This is a genomic window from Streptomyces sp. NPDC046759 (assembly GCF_040645475.1).
Lineage (GTDB): Bacteria > Actinomycetota > Actinomycetes > Streptomycetales > Streptomycetaceae > Streptomyces.
On the sequence record NZ_JBEYYJ010000005.1, the window covers coordinates 87,055 to 113,503 of the forward strand.

Below are 26,449 nucleotides of genomic sequence, written 5' to 3' on the forward strand. Positions count from 1 at the left end.
GAGTAACGGCGCCCCGCGGCCACCCCCGGCAGTACCCCCGAACTCGCCCCCGCGTCCGACGAATGCAGGCTCTCTCGCCGGAAGTCTGGAAGCCGTATCCAGACGTCCGCAGCGGAGGGGAGGCCCGATTCCATGGGGGCCGCGAAGAAGCGCAGGACCAGGGGGCTGCCCTGGCTGGTGGTCGGACTGTGGGCGGTGCTGCTGGCCGTGGCCGGGCCGTTCGCCGCGAAGCTGGGCGACGTCCAGCACGACCGGGCCACCGACTATCTGCCGGCGTCCGCCGACTCCACCCAGGTCGCCGAACTGCAGGACCGGCTGCCCGGCGGCGAGACCACCGAGCTGGTCCTCGTCTACCACCGGGCGACCGGTCTCACCGCGGCCGACCGGGTCACGGCACAAACCCAGGTCACCGGGATCGCCCACCGGCACCGGCTGGCCGGGGGCGCCCCGCACGGCATCCCGTCCGCCGACGGCACCACCCTGATGTACCCGGTCGTCAGCGACGAGCCCGGCACGGACGAGAAGAAGCAGCAGACCTTCGTCGAGGACATCCGGCACGTCGCCCGCAGCCAGGGGGAGTTGAACGTGCGGGTCGGCGGACCCGGCGCCCTCGCCACCGATGCCCAAGCGGTGTACTCCTCGCTCGGCGGCCCCCTGCTCTACACCACGGTGGCCGTCGTCGCGATCCTGCTCATCCTGATCTACCGCAGCCCCCTGCTCTGGATGGTCCCGCTGGTCGTCGCCGGCCTCGCCGACTTCCTCGCCCGCGCCGCGGCCTACGGCCTCAACCAGGCCTTCGGCACCACCATCTCCGGCCAGAGCGCCGGCATCATGACCATCCTCGTCTTCGGCGCCGGCACCGACTACGCCCTGCTCCTCGTCTCCCGCTACCGCGAGGAGCTGCGGCGCCAGGAGCGCCCGTACGACGCGATGCGCGCCGCCCTGCGCGGCTGCGGGCCCGCCGTCCTCGCCTCCTCGGGCACGGTCTCCGCCGGACTGCTCTGCCTGCTCGCCGCCGGCCTCAACTCCAGCCGGGGCATGGGCCCGCTCGGCACGGTCGGCGTGCTGTGCGCGCTCGCCGCGATGCTGACCCTGCTCCCGGCCGTTCTCGTCCTGCTCGGCCGCCGCGTCTTCTGGCCGCTCGTACCCGCCCACGGCAGCGAACCCAGGGTCCGCCGGTCCCTGTTCGCGGCGATGGGCTCCTCGGCCGGGCGCCGTCCGCTCACCGTCCTCGCCTGCGGTGCCGCACTGCTCGGTGCGCTCGCGCTGGGCGCCCTGAACCTGCCCGGCGCACTCGAGCAGCTGGACAGCTTCGTGGACCCGCCCGAGTCCGTGACCGCCATGGAGACCGTGGCCAGGGCCTACCCGGATCAGTCCGCGCAGCCCATCGAGATCATGACCCCGTCCCGGCGGTCCGACGCCGCCCTCGCCACCGCCGAGGCCACCAGGGGAGTGGCGGACGCCCGCGAGGGCCGTACCGGCGCGGGCTGGACCGAGATCACGGTGACCGCGTCCGCCCCGCCCCAGTCCGCCGCCGAGACCGCCACCATCGAGGCGCTCCGGCACCGGCTGCCCGGCTCCCACGTCGGCGGGCCCAGCGCCCAGCAGCTGGACCTGGAGGACACGAACGCCCGCGACCGCCTGGTCGTCGTCCCGATCGTCCTCGTCTCCGTGCTGCTGATCCTCGTCGTCCTGCTGCGCTCCCTGGTCGCCCCGCTGCTGCTGGTGGCCGCCGTGGTCACCGTGTGGGGCGCCGCCCTGGGCATCGGCGGGCTCGTCTTCGGGCCGCTGTTCGGCTTTCACGGCACCGACCCCGGCCTCGCCCTGCTGTCCTTCGTCTTCCTGGTCGCCCTCGGGGTCGACTACGGCATCTTCCTGGTGCACCGGATGCGCGAGGAGGCACTCCACGGCGCCGAGCCCGTCGAAGCCGCCCTCACCGCCCTGCGCACCACCGGTGGGGTCATCGCCTCCGCCGGACTGGTGCTCGCGGCCACCTTCGCGGTGCTGACGAACATGGGCCTGGTGCCGCTGGTCGAGCTGGGCCTCGTCATCGCCGTCGGCGTGCTGCTGGACACCTTCCTCGTCCGCACCTACCTCGTGACCAGCGCGAGCGTGGCGCTCGGGCGCAGGGTGTGGTGGCCGGGGCCGCTGTCCCGCCCGGTGCCGGGCGCCGACCGCACGCCGGAGCCGGTGAGCGCGTAGCGGAGGATGAACCCGTGCAGGCAACCATCACCGCTTCCCGGCCCGGCCGCCGACTCGCGTCCCTGGATCCGCTGCGGCAGGACGCGTGCCTGGCCGCCGCGCTCGCCGCGCTCGCCTCCGTCATCGCCGTCACCGTCGGCAGCGGCCGGCAGCCGGACGCCCTCGGCTGGGCCCTGCTGGTCGGCCTGCACGTGCCGCTGGTGTGGCGCCGGCGGGCCCCGCTCGCCGTCCTGGCGGTCATGATCACACTGATCGCGACCTACCACCAGCAGGACTACAACCACTCGGCGCCCACGGCCGCCTCCATGGTCGTCCTCTACACCGTGGCGGTGACCAGCGGCCCCGGCCGCACGGCTGTGATCGGCGGTGCCGTCGTCCTGCTGATGCTGCTGCTGAAGATCGGCGACGGCATGGCCGGGCTCACGGTGAGCTTCCAGATCACCGGCTGGGTGGTGTCCATGCTGGTCCTCGGCGGCTACATCCGCGTCCACCGGGAGAACGCCGCCGCGGCCGTGGAACGCGCCGAACGCGCCGAGCGCACCCGCGAGGAGGAGGCCCGCCGCCGGGTCGCCGAGGAACGCCTGCGCATCGCCCGTGACCTGCACGACCTGCTCGCCCACAGCATCACCCTGATCGGCGTGCAGACCTCGGTCGCCGCGCACGTCCTGGAGGCCGACCCCGGGCGCCTGGACCGCACGGCCGTCTCGAAGGCCCTCGGCGACATCGCCGAGACCTGCCGCACCGCGCGCGGCGAACTCCGTACGACCCTGGAGGTGCTGCGCGACCCCGGCACCCCGGACGCCCGCGGCCCGCTGCCGGGCCTCGAGGGCCTCGCCGAGCTGGCGCAGTCGGCGGGAAACCGGGTGGAGCTGACGGTGCGGGCCGGGGCGGTGCCGCCGGCCGTCGGGGCCGCCGCCTACCGGATCGTGCAGGAGGCGCTCACCAACGCGGTACGGCACGGCGGCCGGGCCGACCTGACCGTGCGGGTGGGCGTGTACGAGGAGGACGGCGGCCTGCGCGTCCACGTCACCGACGACGGCGTCGGCGGCGCCGGTGACGGCCCGCCCGGCTTCGGGCTCGTCGGGATGCGGGAGCGGGCCCGCAGCGTCGGCGGCACGGCCGACGCCGGTCCGCGCGCCGGCGGCCGGGGCTTCCAGGTCAGTGCCGTACTGCCGTTGGGGGAGAGATGACGATCAGAGTGCTGCTCGCCGACGACCAGACCCTGGTGCGGGCCGCGTTCGCGATGCTCGTGGAGTCGGCGCCGGACATGGAGGTCGTCGGGCAGGCCGGCACCGGCCGCGAGGCCGCCGACCTGGCCCGGGCCGAGCGCGCCGACGTGGTGCTGATGGACATCCGCATGCCCGGCCTGGACGGTATCGAGGCGACCCGGCTCATCGCCGCCGACGAGGACCTCGCCGGGGTCAGGGTCCTGGTGCTCACCACCTACGACACCGACGAGCACGTGGTGGAGGCGCTGCGGGCCGGCGCCTCCGGCTTCCTGGTCAAGGACACCCGTCCGGCCGACCTCCTCGACGCGATCCGTACCGTAGCCGGGGGCGAGGCACTGCTCTCGCCAGGCCCCACGGCACGCCTGATCGAGCGGTTCCTGCGCAGCCCCTCGGCGCCCGTGACGGGCGGCCCCGAGTGCCTGTCGGACCGTGAGCGGGAAGTGCTGACGCTGGTCGGGCGCGGCCTCAACAACGCAGAGATCGCCGAGGTGTTGGGCCTGAGCCCGCTCACCGCCAAGACCCACGTCAGCCGGATCATGGGCAAGCTCGGCGCCCGGGACCGGGCCCAGCTGGTGATCGTGGCCTACGAGTCCGGGCTCGTGATTCCGGGGACCATGGGCGGGTGACACCGAAGAGCCGCACCCTGCTCACCGCCCTCGCGCTGCTCACCTCGCTCACCACCTGTCTGCCCGCCCACGCCGCATCGGCACCGGTGCGGGGGAAGCCCGGCTGCTCCTCCTCCCTCCCGTACGTCTCCGGGCAGGGCGGCTACGCCACCTACCGCATCCCCGCCGTGGTGAGGACCCGGCGCGGCACCGTCCTGGCGTTCGCCGAGGGCCGGCGCGACGGCGCGGGTGACACCGGTGACATCGACGTGGTGCTGCGCCGCTCCACCGACGGCGGCTGCACCTGGGGCCCGCTGACGGTGGTGGCCGCCGGAGACGGGGACACCCGGGGCAACCCGGCGCCGGTCGTGGACCCGCGCACCGGTGACGTCGTCCTGGTGACCTGCGGCAACGCCGGCACGGTGACGGAGGCGCAGATCATGCGCGGTGAGGTCCCGGCCGGGCGGGGCCGCCGGGTGTTCGTGCAGCGCAGCCGGGACGACGGCCGCCGCTTCACGCCACCCGTGGACATCACGGCCCAGGTGAAGCGGCCCGGCTGGCGCTGGTACGCGACCGGCCCCGGCCACGCCGTCGCACTCACCCGTGGCCCGCACTCCCCCAAAGGGGGCGCCCCCAGCCGCCTGCTCGTGCCCGCCGACCACTCCTCAGCCCCGCCCGCCAATTCCTCCGACAGCGGCCAGGAACCGAAGTACTACGCCGGTCACGCCCTCTACAGCGACGACGGCGGCGCCACCTGGCACCTCGGCTCCATCGACGCCGGCCACGACGGCCGGACCAACACCAACGAGACGAGCGCCGCCCAACTCCCGGACGGCCGCGTCTACTTCAGTGCCCGTGACCAGAAGGGCACCGCCCCCGGCAACCGCCTCGACACCTACTCCTCCGACGGCGGCACCACCCTGGACCGCCCCTACGCGGTCCAGCCCACCCTGAACGACGTCCCCGTGGTCCAGGGCAGCGTCCTCCAGGTCCACTGTCCCGGAGCCCCGTTGCTGTTCTCCGCCCCCTCCGTGCCGACCGCCCGCCGCGCCCTGGCGATCTGGTCCAGTACGGACGCCGGCCGCACCTTCAGCAAGCTGTTCACCCTCTCCGACCGGCCGGCCGCCTACTCCGACCTCGTCCAGCTCGGACACGACACGATCGGCGTCCTGTACGAGACCGGCACCACCGGCAGCTACGACACCCTGGAGTTCCACAGGCTGCGCCTGCCCGGTGCGCCGGTCAGCGCACGGGCGCCGCGGGTCCGCGGTCGCTGACGTCGAACACCAGCCCCTCGCGCTCCAGGACGGTGCGTGTGCCGAACACCGGCGTGCGGTCCGGCTCGGGAGCAAGCCGGTAGCGGGAGACGGCCGTCGCGGTGGCGAGGACCATCGCGACCGTCCCGAAGTGCGCGCCCAGGCACATGCGCGGCCCCCTGCCGAACGGGACGGCCTCCAGCTCCTGCCCCGCCCGCCGCAGGCGCCGCCTGCGCAGGACCGACTCCCGTCCGGCCCATGGAACGGCCGCGGGCGCCCGTGCGTCCTGCAGCCGTGCCACCAGTTCGGGCACCCGGCCGCAGTCCGGCCCCAGACAGAACCCGGCGATCGGACGGGCGGTGAGTTCCTCCAGAGCCCCGATCGCCTCGAAATGTCGTGGCCTGACGGACTGCGGCCCATGGTGCAAGGGGTGGGTGTGCCCCCGGCAGGAAGTCGGCCTAGAGCAGTCCGGCCGCCGCGAGGAACTTGGCGACCTTCTCGGTCTCCTCGCCCGCCAGCGGCACCTGCGGCTCCGCCGTCACCGGGCAGTCGATGATCCCGCGCAGATGCAGCGCGGCCTTGAACGCGCCCAGCGCCGATGAACTGCCGCCCATCCGCGCCGGATCCCCCGCCGCGACCATCCCGAACAGTGCGCACAGCCGCTCCTGCTCGGTCCGCGCACCCTCCCAGTCCCCGGCGCGGCCCATCCGGTAGAGCCGGACGTACCCGTGCGGGTCGACGTTGGCCAGCCCGGGCACGGCCCCGTCGGCGCCCAGCGCCAGCGCGGCGTCCACGACCAGCTCGGAGCCGGTCAGCACGCTGAACCCGGGGTGCGCGCGGGCCCCGGTGACGATCTCCCGGAAGGCGCCCAGGTCCCCGCTGGAGTCCTTGATCCCGGCCAGCACCTCGTCGGCGGCCAGTCCCAGCACCACGTCGGCGGGAAGCTTGGTGTGCACCGCGACGGGGATGTCGTAGGCGATCACCGGCACCGGGGACGCGGCGGCGATCCGGCGGTAGTGGTGGACGATCTCGGAGCGGTGGGTGCGGGCGTAGAACGGGGCGGTGACGACGACGGCCTGCGCGCCGGCCGCCGCCACGGCCGCCACCTGGTCCAGGACGCGCGGCGTGGTCATGTCGATGGCACCGGCGAGGACCGGCAACTGGCCGCCCACATGGCCGACGACCGCCTCCACGACCTGCCTGCGCTGCCGGTCCGTCAGGAACGCGGCCTCCGAGGTGGACCCGAGCAGGAACAGCCCGTGCACCCCGCCCTCCGCCAGGTGGTCGACCAGCCTGAGCAGCGAGCGGACGTCCACCTCCCGTTCCGGTGTCAGGGGCGTGCAGACGGGCGGGACGACACCGGTGAGGGGGGTGGGGAAGGGCATGTCAGGGCTCCTGGCGCGCTAGGTCTCGGGTCGATTCCTCCTCCTGCACAGGATGGTGGCACCGGTAGCGGTGTCCGGGCCGTGACGCGGCCGAGAAGTCCGGCATCGTCTCGGCGCACAGGTGATCCGCCTTCCAGCAGCGGGTGCGGAACGGGCAGCCGCTCGGCGGCCGGGTAGCCGAGGGCACCGGCCCGGTCAGCGGGATCGGGTCGATGGGGTCCAGCAGCCCGGGCGTGGCGGAGAACAGGGCGCGGGTGTACGGGTGCCGGGCGGCGTCGGTGACCCGGTCGGCCGGGGTCTCCTCCACGATCCGTCCCAGGTACATGGTGATCACCCGGTCGCTCATCCGCCGTACCGTCTGGATGTCGTGCGAGACGAACACCAGGGCCAGGCCCAGGCGTTCCCTCAGGTCCAGCAGCAGGTTGAGGATCTGCGCGCGGACCGACACGTCCAGGGCGCTGGTCGGCTCGTCGGCGACGACGAGCGCCGGGTCCAGGGCGAGCGCGCGGGCGATGGCGACGCGCTGCCGCTGGCCGCCGGAGAGCTGTCCGGGCAGCGCGTCGGCCAGGGCCCGGGGCAGGCCGACCAGGGTCATCAACTCCCGTACCCGGTCCTCCCGTTCGGCTCGGGTGCCGCGGCCGTGGACGTCCAGCGGGTCGCGCAGGACCCGGCGTACGGTCAGCCTCCGGTTCAGCGCGGTCGACGGGTCCTGGAAGACCATCCCGACGCCCGCGCCGACCGTGGCCCGGCGCTCGGCGGACGGCATCGCCCACAGGTCACGGCCCCGGAACGTCACCGACCCCGACACCGGCCGCTGGATGCCCACCAGCACCCGGGCCAGCGTCGACTTCCCGCACCCCGACTCGCCGACCACGCCCACCGTCTCCCCGGCGGCCACGGTGAGATCGGCGCCGGTCAGGGCGTACACCCGGTCACGGCTCAGCAGTCCGCCGCTGCGGGCCCGGTGCACCACATGAGCGTCCCGTACCTCGACGACAGCGGTCACTGCAGCGCCTCCTCGCTCTCGGCCGACGCGAGCCGCACCGCCGGGTGATGGCAGGCGGCCGTGTGCGTGGCCGTACCGGCGAGGACGGGCGCGCTGTCGTGGCACACCTCGGTCGCCAGCGGGCAGCGGTCGGCGAAACGGCAGCCGGCCGGGAAGCCGGCGGGGGACGGTACGACCCCCTCGATCTGCGTCATGCGGTCCTCGGCGGACTCCAGCGACAGCACGCTGCCGAGCAGCCCACGCGTGTAGTGGTGGGCCGGTGCCGCCACCAGGTCGGCCGTCACCCCGCTCTCCACGATCTGCCCGCCGTACATCACCACCACCCGGTCGGTGACGTCGGCGACCAGCGCGAGATCGTGCGAGACCAGGATCAGTGCGAAGCCCAGCTCCGCACGCAGCCGCAGCAGCAGTTCCATCACCTGGGCCTGCACGGTGACGTCCAGGGCGGTCGTCGGCTCGTCGGCGACGATCAGCAGCGGGTCGCGGGAGAGCGCCATGGCGATGAGCACGCGCTGGCGCTGGCCGCCGGAGAGTTCGTGCGGATAACTGCGCAGGGTGCGCTCCGGGTCGAGCCCCACCAGCGCCAGCAACTCCTGCGGGCTGCGCCGCCCGCCGCGCCGGACGAGCTGTTTCAGCTGGGCGCGGATGGTCATCGCCGGGTTCAGCGAGGACAGGGCGTCCTGGTAGACCATCGCCATCTCGTGCCCGAGCAGCTTTCGCCGGGCCCGCACCGGCTCGGCGAGCAGCTCCCGCTGCCGGAAGCGCACCTGGCCGCCGACGCGCGCGTCCCTCGGCTGGAGCCCCATGACGGTGAGCGCCGTCAGCGACTTCCCGCAGCCCGACTCGCCCACCAGGCCGAGGACTTCACCCGGGTACACCTCGAAGCCGACCCCGGCGACGATGTCCACGCCCCGGTGCCGGTCCGGGAAGCCGATGGTGAGGTTCTCCACGGCGAGCACCGGCTGCCCGCTCCGGTCGGGCAGCGGACGGGCCCGGGACCGCAGCCGCCGGGCGGCGTCCGCCAGCCCGGGCAGCGGCAGCACCTCACCACTGCCGGGCTGCGGCGCCTGAAGCCGGTCCTCGGGCGCGTCGACCTCCCGCGCGGCCGGTGCCGCCCACGCGTCGGACACGCCCTCGGAGAGGATGTTCAGCGACAGCACGGTCAGCAGGATCAGCAGCCCGGGGCAGACGGTCGCCCACCAGCCGCCGGTCAGCACCATGTTCTTGCCGTCGGCGATGACACTGCCCCAGGACGGGTCCGGCGGCCGTACACCGGCGCCGATGAAGGACAGCGACGCCTCGAACACGATCGCCTCGGCCACCTGCACCGTGCAGAACACGAGCACCGGGGCGGCGCAGTTGACGGCCACGTGCCGCGCCACGATGTGCGCCGTGCGGGCGCCGATCACCCGTTCCGCGGTGACGTAGTCCTCGCCGTACTGGTCGAGGACGTTGGCCCGCACCACCCGCGCCACCGGAGGAGTGAACAGGAAGGCGATGGCGCAGATCAGCACCCCGATGCCACCGCCGAACACGGCGACCAGCACGGCCGCGAGCGCGATCCCGGGGAACGCCATCACCACGTCCAGGCAGCGCATCAGCGTCTCGTCGGCCGCCTTGCGGGAGGTGGCCGCGAGGGCGCCGAGCAGCGCGCCGGCCACCAGGGCGAGCGCGGTCGCCCCCAGCCCGATGGCCAGCGACCACCGGGCGCCGTACATCAGCCGGCTCAGGACGTCCCGGCCGAGGCTGTCCTGTCCGAGCCAGTGCGCGGCGGACGGATGCCCGCTGCCGCCGGCCGGGTCCTGCTGGTCGAGCGGATCGTCGGGGGCGAGGAGGGGGGCGAGTACGGCGACGAGGATGACCAGGGCCAGGAAGCAGAAGGCGGCCTTCGACAGCGGGGGCAGCCGGCGCCGGCCGCGCAGCCGGACGCCGCCGGGCCGGGTGAGCCGCTCGGTGAGCCTCGCGCGCGTGACCATCAGCCCGTCCTCAGACGTGGGTTGACCAGCAGGTACAGGATGTCGATGACGAGGTTGACCACGACGAACCCGGTGGCGGTGGTGAGCACCACTCCCTGCACCACCGCCGGATCCCCGTTCTGCACGGCGTCGATCATCAGCTTGCCCATCCCGGGCAGTGAGAAGATCGTCTCGATGACGACGGCGCCGCCCAGCAGATAGCCGACCCGCAGTCCCAGCACGGTCAGCGGATTGACCAGGGCGTTCCTCAGCACGTTCCGCCCGACGACCACCCGCGGCGGCAGCCCGCTGCCGATCGCGGTCCGCACGTAGTCCTTGTCCAGCTCCTCCACCACCGAGGTCCGCACGATCCGGGTGAGCTGGGCGGCGACCGGCAGGGACAGGGCGAGGGCGGGCAGCGCCATGGTCTTCAGCCAGCCGGTGACGGAGTCGGCCGGGTTGATGTAGCCGCCCGTCGGGAACCAGCCCCGGTCCACCGCCAGGTACTGGATCATCAGCAGCGCCAGCCAGAAGCCGGGGGCGGCCACCCCGACGAGCGAGAGCACCCGGATGATCTGATCGGGCGGCCGGTCCCGGTACACGGCCGCCGTGACGCCGCCCGCCAGCGCCAGCACCACCGCGAGGGCGAGTCCGAGGAAGGTCAGCTGGAGGGTGAGCGGCAGCGCGGTGGTGACCTGGTCGACGACCGGGGCCCGGGTCAGCGCGCTGGTGCCGAGGTCGCCGTGGAGCAGATCGCCGACGAAGTGGACGTAGCGCACCGGGAGCGGGTCGAGCAGCCCGTTGCGCTCCCGGAAGTCGTGCAGCTGCTGCGGGGTCGGGTTGGCGCCCTGGAAGAACGCGGACGCCGGGTCGACGTCGGAGAACCGCATCACCAGGAACACGAACAGCACGATCCCGAGCAGCAGCGGCACGAGCAGCGCGATACGGCGGAGCAGGATCCGTACGACGGCTGTCATGCGGTCAGACCCACTTCGCCTGCAGCAGGTTGATGCCCGGGTACGGCTGTGCCCTTATCCCGGTGAGCCTGCGCGGGTCCCAGGCGGTCATCAGCTCGTTGTGCACCACCGGATACAGCACGGCCTGCTCGGCGACGACGTCGATGTAGTCCTGGATCATCGCCTTCTTCTTCCCCGGGTCCGGCTCCCGGGTCGCCCGGTCCATGTCCTTGAAGAGCTGCTCGGCGACGGGGTTGCCGGCCCACCGGGTGTAGCCCATCCACAGGTTCTGCGGGCCGTAGTTGTAATGCATGATCAGATCGGCGTCGAGCCCGAACTGGTTGGGGTTCGAGGCGGCGGCGACGACCTGGTAGTCCTGCTTCTGGTCCATCTTGGTGAACACGGCCGTGGTCTCCTGCGGCGCCAGGGTCGTCTGCACGCCGATCGCGTCCCAGGAGGACTTGATGGTCGGCAGACAGTCCACGATCCAACTGACGTTGACGGCGAGGATGTCGACCTTGAGGTTCTGTACGCCGGCCGCCCTCAGCAGTGCCTTCGCCTTGGCGGGGTCGTAGTCGTAGACGGTCTTGGCCCGCCGGTGACTGGGGTTGTCCTCGTTCAGGAACGAGGAGGCGGGCTTCCCGTGTCCCTTGAGGGCGACCTGCACCATCTTCTCGGTGTCGATGGCGTAGTGCAGCGCCTGCCGCACCCGCACGTCGTCGAACGGCCTGTGCTGGGTGTTGAACATCAGGAACAGGTTGTTCATCCCGGCCCCGCCCGCGACCTTCAGGCCGCCCTGCTCCAGCCGCGGGATGTTGGCGTAGGGGATGTTGTCGGCGATCTGCGCCCCCGCGTCCCTCCCGGAGATCTTCGCGACACGCGGAGCGGCATCCACGATGGTCAGCCAGTTCATCCGCTTGAAGGCGGGCGGGCGGGGGCCGTTGTAGGCGGCGTAGGCCTCGAACGTGGTGTTGGACTTCGGATGGTGCGCGGTCTGCCGGTACGGCCCCGAGCCCATGGCCAGCCCCTTGACGGCGTCGTCCCAGGCGCCCGGCCTGGAGAAGACGTGCTTCGGCATGATCTTGGCCAGGGTCAGCCGGGACAGCCCGTCCGGGAAGGGGAACTTGAGCACCAGCTGGACGGTGCGGGCGTCGACCTTCTCGACGCCGTCCAGCCAGCTCGCGAAGAATCCTTTGGCGAGCGTCTGGGTCTTCGGGTCGAGGATGCGGTCGAAGACGAACACCACGTCGTCGGCGGTGACGGGCTTGCCGTCGTGGAAGGTCGCCCCCGGGCGCAGGGTGAACCGCCAGGTGGTGGCGCTCGCGTCCTCGGGCACCGCGGTGGCGAGCGCCGGATACGGCACCCGGGTGATCGGGTCGGTGTCCAGCAGCCCCTCGTAGACGTGGTTGTTGGCGGCCATGCAGAACGCCGACGCCGTCTGCGTCGGATCCCAGCTGCCGTCGTTGCCGTAGCCGATCACGGCGGTCAGCGTCCGGTCCTTGCCGGTGCCGCCGCTCCCGGTGTCGTTCGTGGACTCCGGTCCCGCGGAGCAGCCGGCCAGCGCGGGCGGCAGGACGGCGGCCGCGCCCCATGCGCCCGTGTACTTCAGGAGCGACCGGCGCCGCAGTGCCGGTACGTCGGGGGTCACGTCGTCGCGCACGGGTCCTCCAGCAAGTAGGTGGGGGGAGGGGGTGGGAGATACGACGTCCTACGTCCTACGTCCGGTCGGTAGCGCGACCATAGGAGGGGGCGTGGGGGTGGTCAAGACGGCGCACACGAATGGGTTAGCCGCCGGAGGCCACACCTTTGGCGGCCGGGCCGCGGCCCGGAATGCGCGGGCGCGACCGACGCGCACGGACGCGCGAGCCCCCGCCTGCCCCGGGCCTGCGGCCATGGGCAATGCCCCTGCCCTGCCCGGCACTTGCGGGGCGCAGACACCTGCGGAGTGTAGAGGCGGAGCGTGACGTCGGCTGCACGAAGAGTGAAACCCGGGAAGAACGGGGAGCGAGATGGCGGAGCGGAAGAGGCGGAGGAGACGTTGAGGGAAGTGGTGGCGCGGTGAAGCCTCCCATCGGCACCTGTGCCGTGGACACCCGTACCGGGCGGATCGGCATCGTCATGGGGCACGTGGGCCCGTACCTGCAGCTGAGACCGTACGGAGGAGGCAGGGAGTGGGACGCGGACCCGGCAGCCGTGCGGCCGGCGACGTCCGCCGAGCGGCTGAGCGCGGCGACCGCCCACGCCAACGCCCGCAGCCGTGGGGAGGTGCCCTGACCGTCCTGGACGCGGCCTTCCACGACGAGGTTGCCCTCCGGCGTCAGCCGGGCGAGGTTGCCGGTGCGCCAGAAGCCGTCGGGGGTGAAGCGGGCGTCACCGACGTGACCGTCACCCCGTGCCGCGCGATCGCCCGGAGGGCGGCTTCCGGCGCCGGGTCGTCGAGCAGCACGACGGTCCCGCCCGTGGCCAGGGTGCCGAGGACGCCGGGAGAACCGAGGGCGAGATCGCACTGCGCGGGCAGTGCGGCGAGACGGACGTCGTCGGGGGCGAGGCCGAGCGTCCCGGCGGCGGCATGCAGCTGGTGCGCGTAGTCGTCGTGGGTGCGGCCGATGAGCCTCGGCGGTGCCGCCGTGCCGCCCGACGGCAGGAAGAACGCCGCGTCGCAGGCGTCCGGACGGCTCTCCGGTACGGGCGCCTCGTCCACGGTGTGCAGCGGGAAGGCCAGACAGCCTCCGGGCAGCAGCGAGAAGCCGCCCGTCCGTTCGCCGGGCGCGGCGAGGGTGAAGATCCGCCGCAGCGACGTCGAGCCGGCGGCGATCCGGGCGGCCATCTCCGTGTGGTCGAAACCGCGGTGCACCGCCGGGCCGATGTAGCCGACGTCCTCGGTCGCGGCGACGAGGCGGGCGATCTCCGTCGCCCGGTGGGCCGGTCGGCGCGACCACGGGGATCGCCCCGGCCCGCATCAGCGCGAACAGCGCGACGACGAACTCCGGGGTGCCGGGCAGCTGCAGCACGACCCGCCTGCCGGGCTCGGTGCCGCGCAGCCGCAGCCCCGCCGCCGTCCGGCTCACCCGCCGGTCCAGCTGGAAGTACGTCAGGCCGGTCGTGCCGTGCACGAGCGCGGTGCGCGGGCCGTGCTCCCGCACCCAGTCGTGCAGCAGCCCGGGCAGAGGGAGGCCCCGCCAGTGGCCGGCGCGGCGGTAGGCGAGGGCGGTGTCCCCGGGCCAGGGGGTGAAGCCGTCGAGCGGCACGAGCTGTACCTTCTTCCCGCATCGCGACCGCTACCCGCCTTCAACATATTGTTTAACGCACGAGCAGGGGAGCGCTTGGGCGAGAATGGTGCCCATGAGTCTGTTCCGCGACGACGGCATCGTGCTGCGCACCCAGAAGCTGGGTGAGGCGGACCGGATCATCACGCTGCTCACCCGCGGTCACGGGCGGGTGCGGGCGGTGGCCCGGGGCGTGCGGCGCACGAAGTCGAAGTTCGGGGCCCGGCTGGAACCCTTCTCCCATGTCGACGTGCAGTTCTTCGCGCGCGGCAGCGAACTGGTCGGGCGTGGGCTCCCGCTGTGCACGCAGAGCGAGACCATCGCGCCGTACGGCGGCGGAATCGTCACGGACTACGCCCGTTACACCGCCGGGACGGCGATGCTGGAGACGGCCGAGCGGTTCACCGACCACGAGGGCGAGCCGGCCGTCCAGCAGTACCTGCTGCTGGTGGGCGCGCTGCGGACGCTCGCCCGGGGCGAGCACGCGCCGCATCTCGTCCTCGACGCGTTCCTGCTCCGCTCCCTCGCCGTCAACGGGTACGCGCCCAGTTTCAGCGACTGCGCGAAGTGCGGCATGTCCGGCCCGAACCGGTTCTTCTCCGTGGGCTCCGGCGGATCGGTGTGCGCCGACTGCCGGGTGCCGGGGAGCGTCGTACCCTCGCCGCAGACCCTGGTACTCCTCGGCGCGCTGCTTACGGGAGACTGGGAGACGGCGGACGCGTGCGAGGCGCGGTACGTCCGCGAGGGCAGCGGGCTGGTCTCGGCCTACCTGCACTGGCATCTGGAGCGCGGGCTGCGCTCCCTTCGGTACGTAGAGAAGTAGTCACGGTCGAGGAGACGAGAAGCACATGGTCGTACGCGGGATCCTGGGGCGTCAGCGGCGCGAGTACAAGGCGCCGGAGCCGCACCCGTCGGGCGCCCGTGCGCCGAAGCTGCCCGGTGAACTCGTCCCCAGCCATGTGGCGATCGTCATGGACGGCAACGGGCGGTGGGCCAAGGAGCGCGGGCTGCCGCGCACCGAGGGGCACAAGGTCGGCGCGGAACGCGTGCTCGACGTGCTGCAGGGCTCGATCGAGATCGGCGTCCGCAACATCTCCCTCTACGCCTTCTCCACCGAGAACTGGAAGCGGTCGCCCGACGAGGTCCGCTTCCTGATGAACTTCAACCGCGACTTCATCCGCAAGACCCGCGACCAGCTCGACGAACTCGGGATCCGGGTGCGCTGGGTGGGCCGTATGCCCAGGCTGTGGAAGTCGGTCGCCAAGGAGCTGCAGGTGGCCCAGGAGCAGACCAAGGGCAACGACCTGCTCACCCTGTACTTCTGCATGAACTACGGCGGCCGGGCCGAGCTCGCCGACGCGGCGAAGGCCATGGCCGAGGACGTGGCGGCGGGCCGCCTCGACCCGTCGAAGGTCAGCGAGAAGACCATCCAGAAGTACCTGTACTACCCGGACATGCCGGACGTGGACCTCTTCCTGCGGCCCAGCGGCGAGCAGCGCACCTCCAACTACCTGCTCTGGCAGAGCGCGTACGCCGAGATGGTCTTCCAGGACGTCCTGTGGCCCGACTTCGACCGGCGTGACCTGTGGCGGGCCTGCGTCGAATTCGCCTCCCGCGACCGGCGGTTCGGCGGTGCCGTCCCGAACGAGGAGCTCCTCGCCATGGAGGCGGCCATGAAGGGCGAGTCCACCTCGTAGCCACCGGCGGTTCATCGGGGCCGCCGAGGATGCGGGACCCATGAGACGTCTCACGCCTGTCCTCGCCCTCGGCGCCCTGCTGCTCACCGCGCTGCCCGCGCAAGCCGCCGACGGCCCCGCGCACCGCGAGAGCTACGGGACCAAGGCCCCGTACCAGCCCCGGCAGAACGCGCAGACCTATGAGCGGCCGCCGGCCGGCTTCGCACCCGTCCTCACCGAGAACGTCTCCCGGCACGGCTCCCGCGCGGCGACCGACGGCGAGGACGGCGACCTGGTCCTGGCGCTGTGGGACAAGGCGCAGGCGGCAGGCCGACTCACCGCAGAGGGTGAGGAGTTCGGGCCCACCGTGCGGGCGCTGACGGCCGCCATGGAGAAGACCGGATACGGGAACCTCAGCGGGCGTGGCCGACAGGAGATGCGGGACACGGCCACGCGGCTGGAGCGGCGGCTGCCCACGCTGTTCGCGCAGATCGCCGACCGGGGCGAGAGGATCGACGTGGTCAGCTCCGGACAGGGGCGGGCCGTCGACAGCGCGGGCGAGTTCACCGGTGCCCTCGCCGCCGCCGACCCGGCGCTGAAGCCGCTGATCGGGCCGACCCGCACCGACAAGGACCTGCTCTACTTCCACAAGGCGGCGGGCGGCGCGGCGTACCGCGACTACATCGCGAACGACCAGCGCCTGAAGGACACCCTGAACTCGATCGAGGACCAGCCCCGCACGCACGAGGCCGCGCACGGCGTCCTGCGGCGGATCTTCAGGGAACCGTTCGTCGACACGATCACCGACCAGGTCGGCGCCGCGCAGGCCGTCTACGACCTGTACGCCATCGCGCCCGCGATGATCCAGGAGAGCCCGGACGGCAGGGGCTGGGGCATGGACCGCTACATCTCCCGCACCGACGCCGCCTGGTTCGGCTACCTCGGCGACGCGGAGGACTTCTACGAGAAGGGCCCCGGCTTCTCCGACAGCGACATCACGTACAAGATGGCGGACGTCCTTCTCGACGACTTCTTCAAGCAGGTCGAGGCCAAGCGCGCCGGCACCAGCGACCTCGGCGCGGAGCTGCGCTTCACCCACGCCGAGGAGATCATCCCGCTGGCCGCGCTGATGGGCCTGCCGGGCAGCACCGAGCCGGCGACCCCGGGGGTGCCGTACACGTACGGCGACGACTCCTGGCGGGGCGCGTCGGTGGCGCCGCTCGGCGCGAACATCCAGTGGGACGTGTACGAGAGGGACGGCCGCTACCTCGTCCGCATGCTCTACAACGAGAAGGAGACGCCGTTCAGGGCGGGCTGCCACCCGATCGCCAAGGGCAGCACCTTCTACGACTTCGACGAACTGGAGCGCTGCTTCAACAGAGGCTGAGGTCCGGCGACGGTCCGCACCCCCTGGGGAGGCTGGTGCTGCGACCGGAAAGGTTCACCGGCTCGCGACGCCCGGCACGGCAGCACTAGCCCTCGGCGCAGTCCGCGCACGTGCCGAAGATCTCCACGGTGTGCGCCACGTTGACGTAACCGTGCTCCGCCGCGATCGCCTCGGCCCACTTCTCCACTGCCGGTCCCTCCACCTCCACCGCCTTGCCGCAGGTGCGGCAGACCAGGTGGTGGTGGTGTTCGCCGGTGGAGCAGCGGCGGTAGACGGATTCGCCGTCGGACGTGCGCAGGACGTCGACCTCACCGGCCTCGGCGAGGGACTGGAGGGTGCGATAGACCGTGGTCAGGCCGACCGAGTCGCCCTTGTGCTTGAGCATGTCGTGCAGTTCCTGCGCGCTGCGGAACTCCTCGACCTCGTCCAGGGCCGCCGCCACGGCTGCACGCTGGCGGGTCGCGCGGCCCTTCACCGGCGGTCCAGCGGTCGTCACCGTTGTCTCCTCACGTCACGCTTCTGCCCGGGCGGCCATTGTGCCAGCCCGGGCTGTCAGAGGTCAGACGCCGGCCTCGTCGCGGGCCCCTCTCGTGGCCGGAATCGCGCACTGCGCCGGTTCCCCGGCGGGCCGGCCGGCGGCCGCCGCGCGGGCGCGCCGGCGGGCCAGCGGTGTGGCCAGGGCCGTCAGCGCGACGAACGCGGCGATGGTCAGCAGGACGATCGTCGCGCCGGGCGGAACGTCCTGGTAGAAGGACGTGACGGTGCCGGTGACCGTCACGGTCACGCCGATGGCGACGGCGATCGCGAAGGTCATGGCGAAGCTGCGGGTGAGCTGCTGCGCGGCCGCCACCGGTACGACCATGAGCGCGGACACCAGGATCAGGCCGACCACCCGCATGGCCACGGTGACCGTGACGGCAGCGGTGACCGCGACGAGCAGGTTCAGCGCCCGCACGGGCAGCCCGGTGACCCGGGCGAACTCCTCGTCCTGACTGACGGCGAACAGCTGGCGGCGCAGGCCGAGGGTCACCGCCACGACGAACGCGGCGAGCACCATGATCGCGGTCACGTCCGAGGGGGCCACCGTCGACAGCGAACCGAACAGGTACGACATCAGGTTCGCGTTGGAGCCGCCCGGCGCGATGTTGACGAACATCACGCCCCCCGCCATACCGCCGTAGAAGAGCATCGCGAGGGCGATGTCGCCGCGCGTCCTGCCGTACCAGCGGATCAGCTCCATGAGGACCGAGCCCAGCGCGGAGACGGCCGTGGCCATCCACACCGGTGAGGCGTGCAGCAGGAAGCCCAGGCCCACGCCGGTCATCGCCACATGGCCGATGCCGTCGCCCATCAGGGGCTGCCGGCGCTGGACGAGATAGATGCCGATCGCGGGCGCGGTGACGCCGACCAGGACGGCGGCGAGCAGCGCCCGCTGCATGAAGGCGTAGTTCAGGAAGTCCATCAGCTCAGCAGTCCCGTCCGCAGGGGTTCGGATCCCGCCGGTGCGTGCGGGTGTACGTGGTCGTGGCCGGGCTGGGGGTACCGCGCCTGCGGGGGCGGGCCATCGTGGAGCACGCGGCCCTCGCGCAGGACGACCGCCCGGTCGATCAGGGGCTCCAGGGGACCCAGCTCGTGCAGGACGAGCAGGACCGTCGCACCGGCCTCGACCTGCCGGCTCAGTGTGCGGGCGAGCACCTCCTGGCTGGCCAGGTCGACGCCCGCCATCGGCTCGTCCATGATGAGCAGTTCGGGTTCGGCGACGAGCGCGCGGGCGATCAGGACGCGCTGGTGCTGGCCGCCGGAGAGGGCGTTCACGGAGTCCTTGGCCCGGTCGGCCATGCCGACGAGCTCCAGGGCGCGGTGCACGGCAGCCCGGTCGGCCTTGCGGAAGACGCCGAAGCGGGTGCGGGAGAGCCGCCCGGACGCGACGATCTCGGTCACCGTCGCGGGGACTCCGCCCGCAGCCGTCGTCCGCTGGGGTACGTACCCCACCCGCGCCCAGTCGCGGAAGGCGGGGCGCGGGGTGCCGAACAGCCCGATCGTGCCGCCGCTGAGCGGCACCTGGCCGATGATCGTACGGATCGCCGTGGACTTGCCGGAGCCGTTGGCGCCGAGCAGCGCGACGACCTCGCCGCGCCCGACGGTGAGGTCGATGCCGCGCAGCACGGGACGCGCGCCGAGTTCGGCGCTCACCGCGCGCAGCGCTATGACGGGTTCGCTGGTCATCTGGTCTCCCGTACCGGTCATTTGGCACCCAGCGCCTGGCGGAGCGCCTCGAGGTTGGCCTCCTGGACGGAGAAGTAGTCCTTGCCGCGGGACTTGGCGGTGATGCCCTCGACCGGGTCGAGGACGTCCGTCTTCAGCCCGGCGTCGCTCGCGATGGTCTTCGCGGTCTTGTCGCTGACGAGCGTCTCGTAGAAGACGGTGGAGACACCGTCGGCCGCGGCCATCTTCTCCAGGTCCCTGACCCGGGCGGCGCTCGGCTCGGACTCGGGGTCGAGGCCGTTGACGGCCTCCTCGGTCAGGCCGTAGCGCTCGGCGAGGTAGCCGAAGGCGGCGTGGGTGGTGATGAAGACCTTGGTCCTGGTGCGGGCCAGGCCGTCCCTGAACCGCTTGTCCAGCTCGTTCAGCCGCTCGACCAGGGCCGCGGTGTTCTTCCTGTAGTCGGCGGCGTGCTTCGGGTCGGCCTTCTCGAAGGCCTTGCCGACGCCCTCGGCGACCTGGGCGTAGCGCACCGGGTCGACCCAGAGGTGCGGGTCCTTGCCCGCCGGCTCCTCCCCCTTGTGGCCGTCGTGCGCGGCGGCGTGGCCGCCGACCTCGTTGCCGTGCGCCTCCAGAGTGGTCAGGGAAGCCGCGTCGATCTTCGTCCGCACCGGGGACTGGGCCACCGCGTCGTCCACCGAGGGCTGGAGGTTCTTCAGGTACAGGACCGCGTCGGAGTCCTGCAGCATCGCGATCTGCCGGGGGCTGATCTCCAGGTCGTGCGGCTCCTGGCCGGGGGAGGTGAGACTGGTGACGTGGACGTGGTCCCCGCCGATCCGCTCGGCGAGGAAAGCCATCGGATAGAAGGAGGCGACGACGTCGAACTTGTCTGTGCCGGCCACGGCCGCCGTGGCGCCGGAACAGGCGGTGAGGGTGCCGAGGCCGAGGGCGGTCGCGGCGGAGATCGCCGCGACGGGTACGAGGCGTCGTCCTATGTTCATGACAGTCATTTTCAACAGAAATGGAAACCGTTGTCAACAAAGCCTCGTGAGGTGCCGATGAAGCGCCGGTGAGGGACCGGTGGGGGGCCGTCGTAGCGGGGGGCCGATTTGGCCGTGGGGGAGCCTGCGCCGGTAACCTGAATCATTCGCTCGAAGCATCTCGCTTCAACGCCCGTCGTCGTAATGAAGAGAGCACCGTGGCCGCCGACAAGATCGACACCATCGTCAGCCTGAGCAAGCGCCGTGGCTTCGTTTTCCCCTGCAGTGAGATCTACGGCGGACAGCGTGCCGCCTGGGACTACGGACCGCTGGGTGTCGAGCTCAAGGAGAACATCAAGCGCCAGTGGTGGCGCTACATGGTGACGTCGCGCGAGGACGTGGTCGGTATCGACTCGTCCGTCATCCTGGCCTCCGAGGTCTGGGTCGCGTCCGGCCACGTCGCCACCTTCACGGACCCGCTGACCGAGTGCACCGCGTGCCACAAGCGGTTCCGCGCCGACCACCTGGAAGAGGCGTACGAGGAGAAGAAGGGCCACGCCCCGGCGAACGGCCTCGCCGACATCAACTGCCCGAACTGCGGCAACAAGGGCCAGTTCACCGAGCCCAAGCAGTTCTCCGGTCTGCTGTCGACGCACCTCGGCCCGACGCAGGACTCCGGCTCGGTCGCCTACCTGCGCCCCGAGACCGCCCAGGGCATCTTCACCAACTTCGCCCAGGTGCAGACCACCTCGCGCCGCAAGCCGCCGTTCGGCATCGCCCAGATGGGCAAGTCGTTCCGCAACGAGATCACGCCGGGCAACTTCATCTTCCGCACCCGCGAGTTCGAGCAGATGGAGATGGAGTTCTTCGTCAAGCCGGGCGAGGACGAGAAGTGGCAGGAGTACTGGATGGAGCAGCGCTGGAACTGGTACACGGGCCTCGGCCTGCGTACCGAGAACATGCGCTGGTACGAGCACCCGAAGGAGAAGCTCTCCCACTACTCCAAGCGCACCGCCGACATCGAGTACCGCTTCCAGTTCGGCGGCAGCGAGTGGGGCGAGCTGGAGGGTGTCGCCAACCGCACCGACTACGACCTCGGCGCCCACTCCAAGGCCTCCGGCCAGGACCTGTCCTACTTCGACCAGGAGGCCGGCGAGCGCTGGACGCCGTACGTCATCGAGCCCGCGGCGGGTGTCGGCCGGACCATGCTGGCCTTCCTCCTCGACGCCTACGTCGAGGACGAGGCGCCGAACGCCAAGGGCAAGATGGAGAAGCGCACGGTGCTGCGCCTGGACCACCGCCTCGCCCCGGTGAAGGTGGCCGTCCTGCCGCTGTCCCGCAACCCCGAGTTGTCCCCGAAGGCCAAGGGCCTCGCCCAGGCGCTGCGGCAGAACTGGAATATCGAGTTCGACGACGCGGGTGCCATCGGCCGCCGCTACCGCCGCCAGGACGAGATCGGTACGCCGTACTGCGTGACCGTCGACTTCGACACGCTCGAGGACAACGCGGTGACCGTGCGTGAGCGTGACTCGATGAAGCAGGAGCGGGTGTCCCTCGACCAGATCGAGGGGTACCTGGCCGGCCGCCTCCTGGGCTGCTGACCTCCGCTTCGGTCCTCTCGCCCACCCACCGGCCCGGCTCGCCCGGCCGGTGGGTGGGCCTTTTCACGCCGTGCGCGGCCCCGCGCCCGCGCCCCGCGCTCACGGTCTGGCCGCCGCCACTCCCGCGCTGTCCATGCAGTCGCGGACCCGCGTGAGCGGTCCGTCCCGGACGTGGAGTCTCAGCAGGCCAGGGACGCCGAAGGTGGTGTCACCGCCCGGCACCGCTCCCACCACCACCTGCTCGGCGACGATCACTCCCGGCTCGGTGGTCTCGTAGGCGGCGACCCTCCTGATCTCCGCCGCCCGCGCCGGACTCGCATCCCAGGCGGCCCGGTGTCCCGCGCGCACCGCCTCGCGCCCCTCGAAGCGCACGGGAAAGCCGGGGGAGGTGAACGGAAACTCGTGCACCGCGTCGAGCGCGTACAGATCGGCGAGGTCGTCCGCGGACTTGTCCAGCATGGCCTGGTAGTAGCGGTCCAGCACGTCGCGCGGCGTGCGCGCAGCGGGTGACCGAAGGTCCGGCACGGCGAGTCCCTTCCATTCGCTCAACAGTTGTTGAGTGGAACGTCGGACGCGCGGCGAGGTTCGGTCAACGGCTGTAGAGTGAACGGGTGTCCGCCTCCTCCGGGTCCCGTGCCGACCGCCGCCGAGCCACCGAGGCGCGCATCCTCGACCGGGCCCGGGAGCTGTTCGCCGAGAAGGGGTTCGACCGCACCACCATCCGGGCCGTGGCCACCGCGGCGGGCGTCGACCCGGCCCTGGTCATGCAGTACTTCGGCTCCAAGCGGGAGCTGTTCACCCGGGCCGTGCAGGTGGCACCCGCGCCGCCGACGGCCGTCGACTCCGGTGCGGTCGTCGATCAGCTGCTCGCCTCGCTCGGCCTCGAGCTCGGCAGCCTTCCCGAGGGCACTGTGGCGATGCTGCGCTCCATGCTCACCGACCCGGCGGCCGCCGAGCGCGTCCGCGACCTCCTGGGCCGGCAGATCGAGGGTGTCTGCGCCGCACTGCCCGCGGACGAGGACCGCGAGCTGCGCGCCGCGTTGATGGTCACCGCCCTGCTGGGCGTCACCGTCGGCCACCACCTGCTCGGCCTGGCCCCGCTGCGTGACGCCCCGGCCGACCGGGTCGCCGCCCTGCTCCGGCCGGCGATCAGGGCCCTGGCGGAGGAACCGCAGAGCTGAACCCGGCCGGGCTCAACGGCCCTGCAACGCCTTGACGTTGTCGCCGAACGTCCAGTTCTTCGCGCCGTCCCAGTTGATCGACCAGGTCATCAGGCCCTTGAGCGAGCCGCTGTAGTGCTTCCACGCCTGGGAGACCAGGGACGGCGGCATGTAGCCGCCGCCCGCGCCGGGCTGGGCCGGCAGGCCGGGGACCTGCTTGTCGTAGGGGACCCTGATCGTCGTGCCCTGGACGACCAGGCCCTTGTTCAGGCAGTCGGTCTGGGCGGTGAAGCCCGCGACGGTGCCGGCCTGGTAGGAGTCGCCGGAGCAGCCGTACATGCTGCCGTTGTAGTACTGCATGTTCAGCCACCACAGCCGGCCGTTGTCGGCGTACTTCTTGATGATGGGCAGGTAGGCGCCCCAGATCGAGCCGTAGGTGATGCTGCCGCCGGTGACGTACGCGGTCTCGGGCGCCATCGTCAGGCCGAAGTTCGGCGGCATCTGCGCCAGGACACCGTCGATGATGCGGACCAGGTTGGCCTGGGAGACGGAGAGCCGGCTGATGCTGCCGCTGCCGACCAGGCCGGTCTCGATGTCGATGTCGATGCCGTCGAAGTTGTACTTCTTCAGGATCGGGACGACGGTCGCCACGAAACGGTCGGCCACGGCGGAGGAATCGAGGTCGATGCCGGCCGCCGCGCCGCCGATGGAGAGCAGGACCGTCCGGCCGGACGCCTTCGCCGCGCACATCTCCGCGGGCGTCGCCACCTTCACGCCCGTGTCCATGCCGTCCTCCCACAGCGCCGTGCCGTCGGAGCGGATGACCGGGAAGGCGGCGTCGATCACGTCGTAGCCGTGCGCGGGGATACGGGAGTCGGTGATCGGGGTCCAGCCGAAGGGCGGGTGGACGCCGTTGGCGGAGCCGTCCCAGTTCTCCCAGTAGCCCTGGAGCACTTTGCCGGCGGGCCGGGACTTCACCGCGCAGCTGTCGGCGGCATGGGCGGTGGGGGCGGCCGGGAGCTGGGTGAGGCCGGCGGTCGCGAGGGCGGCGGCGAGCAGGGACAGCGAGCGGCGGAGCATACGGGCCTCCCGGTGGGGGTGCGGTGAGGTGTCGTAGGCATGACAGTGAAGTGGTCCAGACCGGTCGTCAATAGGTCTGGACCTATCTGACATCTATGGAATGACAGATATTGAAATCTGTCATTCGTCATGCCATCCTGAGGGCATGACGATGCGAACCCGAACCCTCGGAACCACCGGCCCCCAGGTCTCCGCCCTCGGCCTCGGCTGCATGGGCATGTCCGCGCTCTACGGCGACGCCGACCGCGCGGAGTCCATCGCGACCGTCCATGCCGCCCTGGAGGCGGGCGTGACCTTGCTGGACACCGGCGACTTCTACGCCATGGGGCACAACGAGATGCTGATCGGCGAGGCCCTGCGCACCGCCCCGGCCGCCCTGCGTGAACAGGCCCTGACCAGCGTGAAGTTCGGCGCCCTGCGCGACCCGGAGGGCAACTGGAGCGGTTACGACGGCCGCCCCGCCGCCGTGAAGAACTTCGCCGCCTACTCCCTGCAGCGCCTCGGCGTCGACCACATCGACGTCTACCGGATCGCCCGGCTCGACCCCGACGTGCCGATCGAGGAGACCGTCGGCGCGATCGCCGACCTCATCGAGAAGGGGTACGTCCGGCACATCGGCCTGAGCGAGGTCGGCGCCGAGACCATCCGCCGGGCCGCCGCCACCGCCCCGGTCGCCGACCTGCAGATCGAGTACTCACTGATCAGCCGGGGCATCGAGCAGGACATCCTGCCGGCCACCCGCGAGCTGGGCATCGGCGTCACCGCGTACGGCGTGCTCTCCCGCGGACTGATCTCCGGTCACTTCTCCCGCGACCGGCAGCTGGCCGCGACCGACTTCCGCGCCCACTCGCCCCGCTTCCAGGGCGAGAACCTCCAGCACAACCTGAACCTGGTCGAGGCCCTGCGCAAGATCGCCGAGCAGAAGGGCGCCACGGTCGCGCAGACCGCCATCGCCTGGGTGCTCTCCCGCGGGGACGACATCGTTCCGCTGGTGGGCGCCCGCACCCGGGAGCGGCTCGCCGAGTCGCTGGGTGCCCTGGACGTCACCCTGGACGCGGCCGACCTCGCGGCGATCGAGGAGGCCGTACCGGCGGACGCGGCGGCCGGCGACCGCTACCCGACCGCGCAGATGGCACACCTCGACAGCGAACGCTGACCAGGGCTCCGGGTACGGTCTAAGGCATGGCACCGCCCACCGAGACCCTGACCGCCGAGCGCATCCTCGAAGCGACCGAGGAGGTGCTGCGCCGCCACGGCCCGGCGAAGGCCACCGTGGTGGACGTCGCCCGTGCGCTCGGCGTCAGTCACGGGAGCGTCTACCGGCACTTCCGTACCAAGGCGGCCCTGCGCGAGGCGGTCACCAAGCGCTGGCTGGACCGGACGGCGGAGAAACTGGCCGTCATCGTCGCGGAGGACGGCGCGCCCGAGGAGCGGCTGCGAGCCTGGCTGGCCGCCCTGTTCGAGGCCAAGCGGCACAAGGCGGGCGACGATCCCGAACTCTTCGCCACCTACACCGTTCTGGCCGACGAGAACGGCACGGCGGTCGGCGAGCACATCGCCGACCTGACCGCACAGCTGGCCCGGATCATCACGGCAGGAGCCGGGTCGGGCACCTTCGCGGTGCCCGACCCGGCTGCCGCGGCCAGGGCCGTCTTCCAGGCCACCGGCCGCTTCCACGACCCCTGTTACGCCCGGGAGTGGACCGCCCCCGGCGTCGACCAGGAGTTCAGGGCCGTCGTGGACCTGCTGATCCGAGGGCTCAGCTCACCCGCACGGTGACCGGCGAGGAGTACAGCGTCCCGGACCTGGTCGCCACCCGCACCTGCTCGGTGCCCTTGGTGGTGAAGGTCCGCTTGATCGTGTAGGTGCCGTTCCTGTGGACGACCGCCGTCGTCCTGAGCGACGTCCAGGCGCCGTTGTGCCGGTGCTGGAGCACCAGCATGGAGCCGGACTTGACGCCCCTGACCCGGCCGGTGAACACCACGGTCTCGCCGACCTTGACGGCCTTCGTGCCGGTCCCGAGGGTGATCGAGCCCATGCCGTCGGGCATCCGCGTCCGCGTCGGCATCATGGTGGGCATGCCGGTGCGGGTCATCGAGGGCCTGGAGGTCGGTGTCCGCGTCGGCATCATGGTGGGCATGCCGGTGCGGGTCATCGAGGGTCTGGCCGTCGGTGTGCCGGTCGGCATGCTGGTCGGGGTGCTCGTCGACGCAGGGCTCGACGCGGGGGTCGACGCAGGGGTCGGGGTGCTGGTCGCGGCGAAGGCTCCGGCCGTACCGCCGGAGAGCAGCGCCACGGAGAGGACGCCGGCGCCCAGCGCGTGGCCGTAGCGGTGGTGGCGGTCAACGGAGGTCATGGTTCATCTCCTGTCGCTCGATCGGACGTCTCCCAGGCTGGCCCCACTTCGCTCCGTCGGCCACTCGAGACGCTGCGTAACCGGAGATCCGATCAAGCAACTCCGCAGGTCAGTGCGCGATATGCGGGTTTCGTCGGCAGCCGTGTG

At 72.0% G+C, this 26,449-nt stretch carries 27 protein-coding genes and 1 pseudogene; 13 read left to right on the top strand and 15 right to left on the bottom strand.

Annotated features, from left to right (window positions below; all coding sequences use genetic code 11):
• The first annotated feature begins 132 nt into the window (after window positions 1–132).
• The 4 genes from ABZ919_RS08720 to ABZ919_RS08735 are packed head-to-tail and all read left to right on the top strand — an operon-like array spanning window position 133 to window position 5,313.
• Complete coding sequence (locus ABZ919_RS08720) at window positions 133–2,202, top strand: MMPL family transporter (RefSeq protein WP_361244244.1); 2,070 nt, start codon at window positions 133–135, stop codon at window positions 2,200–2,202.
• A gap of 14 nt (window positions 2,203–2,216) precedes the next feature.
• Window positions 2,217–3,392 (top strand): histidine kinase, encoded by a 1,176-nt coding sequence (locus ABZ919_RS08725; RefSeq protein WP_361244246.1) that lies wholly within the window; start codon window positions 2,217–2,219, stop codon window positions 3,390–3,392.
• On the top strand, window positions 3,389–4,057 hold the full coding sequence (locus ABZ919_RS08730) for a response regulator transcription factor (RefSeq protein WP_361244249.1): 669 nt from the start codon (window positions 3,389–3,391) through the stop codon (window positions 4,055–4,057). The genes ABZ919_RS08725 and ABZ919_RS08730 overlap by 4 nt, the downstream gene beginning before the upstream one ends.
• A complete protein-coding gene (locus tag ABZ919_RS08735) occupies window positions 4,054–5,313 on the top strand; it encodes a sialidase family protein (RefSeq protein WP_361244252.1) in 1,260 nt (419 codons plus the stop codon). Before ABZ919_RS08730 ends, ABZ919_RS08735 begins: the two co-directional genes overlap by 4 nt.
• Here the strand turns inward: ABZ919_RS08735 and ABZ919_RS08740 are convergent.
• Genes ABZ919_RS08740 through ABZ919_RS08765 form a run of 6 tightly spaced genes read right to left on the bottom strand, consistent with a single transcriptional unit; the run spans window position 5,279 to window position 12,254 of the window.
• Window positions 5,279–5,719, bottom strand: coding sequence for a cytochrome P450 (locus tag ABZ919_RS08740; RefSeq protein ID WP_361244255.1), 441 nt, complete (start codon window positions 5,717–5,719; stop codon window positions 5,279–5,281). The genes ABZ919_RS08735 and ABZ919_RS08740 overlap by 35 nt on opposite strands.
• Before the next feature lie 31 nt (window positions 5,720–5,750).
• The gene (locus tag ABZ919_RS08745) at window positions 5,751–6,677 is read right to left on the bottom strand and encodes a dihydrodipicolinate synthase family protein (protein WP_361244257.1); all 927 of its coding nucleotides are present in this window, start codon (window positions 6,675–6,677) and stop codon (window positions 5,751–5,753) included.
• Between the two features lies 1 nt (window position 6,678).
• Entirely contained in the window at window positions 6,679–7,683 is a 1,005-nt protein-coding gene (locus ABZ919_RS08750; RefSeq protein WP_361244260.1) for an ABC transporter ATP-binding protein, read from the bottom strand.
• Window positions 7,680–9,659 carry a dipeptide/oligopeptide/nickel ABC transporter permease/ATP-binding protein gene (locus tag ABZ919_RS08755; protein WP_361244263.1) on the bottom strand — a complete coding sequence of 660 codons (1,980 nt, stop codon included), beginning with the start codon at window positions 9,657–9,659 and terminating at the stop codon, window positions 7,680–7,682. The genes ABZ919_RS08750 and ABZ919_RS08755 overlap by 4 nt, the downstream gene beginning before the upstream one ends.
• Complete coding sequence (locus ABZ919_RS08760; protein ID WP_361244266.1) at window positions 9,659–10,615, bottom strand: ABC transporter permease; 957 nt, start codon at window positions 10,613–10,615, stop codon at window positions 9,659–9,661. Before ABZ919_RS08760 ends, ABZ919_RS08755 begins: the two co-directional genes overlap by 1 nt.
• 4 nt (window positions 10,616–10,619) lie before the next feature.
• Window positions 10,620–12,254 (bottom strand): ABC transporter substrate-binding protein, encoded by a 1,635-nt coding sequence (locus ABZ919_RS08765; protein WP_361244268.1) that lies wholly within the window; start codon window positions 12,252–12,254, stop codon window positions 10,620–10,622.
• Window positions 12,255–12,652: 398 nt separating this feature from the next.
• On the opposite strand from ABZ919_RS08765, the gene ABZ919_RS08770 reads away from it, so the two are divergent.
• Complete coding sequence (locus tag ABZ919_RS08770) at window positions 12,653–12,868, top strand: hypothetical protein (RefSeq protein ID WP_361244271.1); 216 nt, start codon at window positions 12,653–12,655, stop codon at window positions 12,866–12,868.
• Between the two features lie 43 nt (window positions 12,869–12,911).
• Here ABZ919_RS08770 and ABZ919_RS08775 read toward each other — a convergent pair whose 3' ends face one another.
• Window positions 12,912–13,448: an AMP-binding protein gene (locus ABZ919_RS08775; protein ID WP_361244273.1), complete on the bottom strand. Its 537-nt coding sequence runs from the start codon at window positions 13,446–13,448 to the stop codon at window positions 12,912–12,914.
• 82 nt (window positions 13,449–13,530) lie between these two features.
• Window positions 13,531–13,842: pseudogene (locus ABZ919_RS08780) on the bottom strand (AMP-binding protein); the annotation flags it as partial.
• Between the two features lie 94 nt (window positions 13,843–13,936).
• On the opposite strand from ABZ919_RS08780, the gene recO reads away from it, so the two are divergent.
• Genes recO through ABZ919_RS08795 form a run of 3 tightly spaced genes read left to right on the top strand, consistent with a single transcriptional unit; the run spans window position 13,937 to window position 16,923 of the window.
• Window positions 13,937–14,683, top strand: a complete 747-nt coding sequence (gene recO, locus ABZ919_RS08785; protein WP_361244276.1) for a DNA repair protein RecO — start codon at window positions 13,937–13,939, stop codon at window positions 14,681–14,683.
• Window positions 14,684–14,708: 25 nt separating this feature from the next.
• On the top strand, window positions 14,709–15,557 hold the full coding sequence (locus ABZ919_RS08790; protein ID WP_361244279.1) for an isoprenyl transferase: 849 nt from the start codon (window positions 14,709–14,711) through the stop codon (window positions 15,555–15,557).
• Window positions 15,558–15,597: 40 nt separating this feature from the next.
• Window positions 15,598–16,923: a histidine-type phosphatase gene (locus ABZ919_RS08795; RefSeq protein ID WP_361244281.1), complete on the top strand. Its 1,326-nt coding sequence runs from the start codon at window positions 15,598–15,600 to the stop codon at window positions 16,921–16,923.
• A gap of 85 nt (window positions 16,924–17,008) precedes the next feature.
• Here the strand turns inward: ABZ919_RS08795 and ABZ919_RS08800 are convergent, their stop codons facing one another.
• The 4 genes from ABZ919_RS08800 to ABZ919_RS08815 all read right to left on the bottom strand — a co-directional run bounded on the left by ABZ919_RS08800 (window position 17,009) and on the right by ABZ919_RS08815 (window position 20,126).
• Window positions 17,009–17,419 (bottom strand): transcriptional repressor, encoded by a 411-nt coding sequence (locus ABZ919_RS08800; RefSeq protein ID WP_361244284.1) that lies wholly within the window; start codon window positions 17,417–17,419, stop codon window positions 17,009–17,011.
• 63 nt (window positions 17,420–17,482) lie between these two features.
• The gene (locus ABZ919_RS08805) at window positions 17,483–18,385 is read right to left on the bottom strand and encodes a metal ABC transporter permease (protein WP_361244286.1); all 903 of its coding nucleotides are present in this window, start codon (window positions 18,383–18,385) and stop codon (window positions 17,483–17,485) included.
• Window positions 18,385–19,149, bottom strand: coding sequence for a metal ABC transporter ATP-binding protein (locus tag ABZ919_RS08810; protein ID WP_361244288.1), 765 nt, complete (start codon window positions 19,147–19,149; stop codon window positions 18,385–18,387). The genes ABZ919_RS08805 and ABZ919_RS08810 overlap by 1 nt, the downstream gene beginning before the upstream one ends.
• 17 nt (window positions 19,150–19,166) lie before the next feature.
• The gene (locus ABZ919_RS08815) at window positions 19,167–20,126 is read right to left on the bottom strand and encodes a metal ABC transporter substrate-binding protein (RefSeq protein ID WP_361244291.1); all 960 of its coding nucleotides are present in this window, start codon (window positions 20,124–20,126) and stop codon (window positions 19,167–19,169) included.
• A gap of 197 nt (window positions 20,127–20,323) precedes the next feature.
• Between ABZ919_RS08815 and ABZ919_RS08820 the strand changes: the two genes are divergently transcribed.
• Window positions 20,324–21,706, top strand: coding sequence for a glycine--tRNA ligase (locus ABZ919_RS08820; protein WP_361244294.1), 1,383 nt, complete (start codon window positions 20,324–20,326; stop codon window positions 21,704–21,706).
• Window positions 21,707–21,805: 99 nt separating this feature from the next.
• Here ABZ919_RS08820 and ABZ919_RS08825 read toward each other — a convergent pair whose 3' ends face one another.
• Entirely contained in the window at window positions 21,806–22,255 is a 450-nt protein-coding gene (locus tag ABZ919_RS08825) for a nuclear transport factor 2 family protein (protein ID WP_361244297.1), read from the bottom strand.
• A 62-nt stretch (window positions 22,256–22,317) separates the two neighbouring features.
• On the opposite strand from ABZ919_RS08825, the gene ABZ919_RS08830 reads away from it, so the two are divergent.
• Window positions 22,318–22,887, top strand: coding sequence for a TetR family transcriptional regulator (locus tag ABZ919_RS08830; RefSeq protein ID WP_361244300.1), 570 nt, complete (start codon window positions 22,318–22,320; stop codon window positions 22,885–22,887).
• Window positions 22,888–22,899: 12 nt separating this feature from the next.
• On the opposite strand, the gene ABZ919_RS08835 is transcribed toward ABZ919_RS08830, so the two are convergent.
• The gene (locus tag ABZ919_RS08835) at window positions 22,900–23,946 is read right to left on the bottom strand and encodes a chitinase (protein ID WP_361244303.1); all 1,047 of its coding nucleotides are present in this window, start codon (window positions 23,944–23,946) and stop codon (window positions 22,900–22,902) included.
• A 145-nt stretch (window positions 23,947–24,091) separates the two neighbouring features.
• On the opposite strand from ABZ919_RS08835, the gene ABZ919_RS08840 reads away from it, so the two are divergent.
• Window positions 24,092–25,102, top strand: coding sequence for an aldo/keto reductase (locus ABZ919_RS08840; protein ID WP_361244305.1), 1,011 nt, complete (start codon window positions 24,092–24,094; stop codon window positions 25,100–25,102).
• A gap of 26 nt (window positions 25,103–25,128) precedes the next feature.
• Window positions 25,129–25,725 (top strand): TetR family transcriptional regulator, encoded by a 597-nt coding sequence (locus ABZ919_RS08845; RefSeq protein ID WP_361244308.1) that lies wholly within the window; start codon window positions 25,129–25,131, stop codon window positions 25,723–25,725.
• Here the strand turns inward: ABZ919_RS08845 and ABZ919_RS08850 are convergent.
• A complete protein-coding gene (locus ABZ919_RS08850) occupies window positions 25,706–25,984 on the bottom strand; it encodes a hypothetical protein (RefSeq protein WP_361244311.1) in 279 nt (92 codons plus the stop codon). The two genes, ABZ919_RS08845 and ABZ919_RS08850, sit on opposite strands and share 20 nt — an antisense overlap.
• On the opposite strand from ABZ919_RS08850, the gene ABZ919_RS08855 reads away from it, so the two are divergent.
• Complete coding sequence (locus tag ABZ919_RS08855) at window positions 25,983–26,276, top strand: hypothetical protein (RefSeq protein WP_361244314.1); 294 nt, start codon at window positions 25,983–25,985, stop codon at window positions 26,274–26,276. The two genes, ABZ919_RS08850 and ABZ919_RS08855, sit on opposite strands and share 2 nt — an antisense overlap.
• Window positions 26,277–26,449 lie beyond the last annotated feature (173 nt).

Excerpts from the sequence above, each read along its gene's own strand:
- ABZ919_RS08845 (WP_361244308.1), top strand. The coding sequence starts at position 25,129 with ATGGCACCGCCCACCGAGACCCTGACCGCCGAGCGCATCCTCGAAGCG.
- ABZ919_RS08840 (WP_361244305.1), top strand. The coding sequence starts at position 24,092 with ATGACGATGCGAACCCGAACCCTCGGAACCACCGGCCCCCAGGTCTCC.
- ABZ919_RS08730 (WP_361244249.1), top strand. The coding sequence starts at position 3,389 with ATGACGATCAGAGTGCTGCTCGCCGACGACCAGACCCTGGTGCGGGCC.
- ABZ919_RS08755 (WP_361244263.1), bottom strand. The coding sequence starts at position 9,659 with ATGGTCACGCGCGCGAGGCTCACCGAGCGGCTCACCCGGCCCGGCGGC.
- ABZ919_RS08850 (WP_361244311.1), bottom strand. The coding sequence starts at position 25,984 with ATGGGCTCGATCACCCTCGGGACCGGCACGAAGGCCGTCAAGGTCGGC.
- ABZ919_RS08855 (WP_361244314.1), top strand. The coding sequence starts at position 25,983 with ATGCCGTCGGGCATCCGCGTCCGCGTCGGCATCATGGTGGGCATGCCG.
- ABZ919_RS08805 (WP_361244286.1), bottom strand. The coding sequence starts at position 18,385 with ATGGACTTCCTGAACTACGCCTTCATGCAGCGGGCGCTGCTCGCCGCC.
- ABZ919_RS08795 (WP_361244281.1), top strand. The coding sequence starts at position 15,598 with ATGAGACGTCTCACGCCTGTCCTCGCCCTCGGCGCCCTGCTGCTCACC.
- ABZ919_RS08835 (WP_361244303.1), bottom strand. The coding sequence starts at position 23,946 with ATGCTCCGCCGCTCGCTGTCCCTGCTCGCCGCCGCCCTCGCGACCGCC.
- ABZ919_RS08810 (WP_361244288.1), bottom strand. The coding sequence starts at position 19,149 with ATGACCAGCGAACCCGTCATAGCGCTGCGCGCGGTGAGCGCCGAACTC.
- ABZ919_RS08720 (WP_361244244.1), top strand. The coding sequence starts at position 133 with ATGGGGGCCGCGAAGAAGCGCAGGACCAGGGGGCTGCCCTGGCTGGTG.
- recO (WP_361244276.1), top strand. The coding sequence starts at position 13,937 with ATGAGTCTGTTCCGCGACGACGGCATCGTGCTGCGCACCCAGAAGCTG.
- ABZ919_RS08815 (WP_361244291.1), bottom strand. The coding sequence starts at position 20,126 with ATGAACATAGGACGACGCCTCGTACCCGTCGCGGCGATCTCCGCCGCG.
- ABZ919_RS08760 (WP_361244266.1), bottom strand. The coding sequence starts at position 10,615 with ATGACAGCCGTCGTACGGATCCTGCTCCGCCGTATCGCGCTGCTCGTG.
- ABZ919_RS08745 (WP_361244257.1), bottom strand. The coding sequence starts at position 6,677 with ATGCCCTTCCCCACCCCCCTCACCGGTGTCGTCCCGCCCGTCTGCACG.
- ABZ919_RS08790 (WP_361244279.1), top strand. The coding sequence starts at position 14,709 with ATGGTCGTACGCGGGATCCTGGGGCGTCAGCGGCGCGAGTACAAGGCG.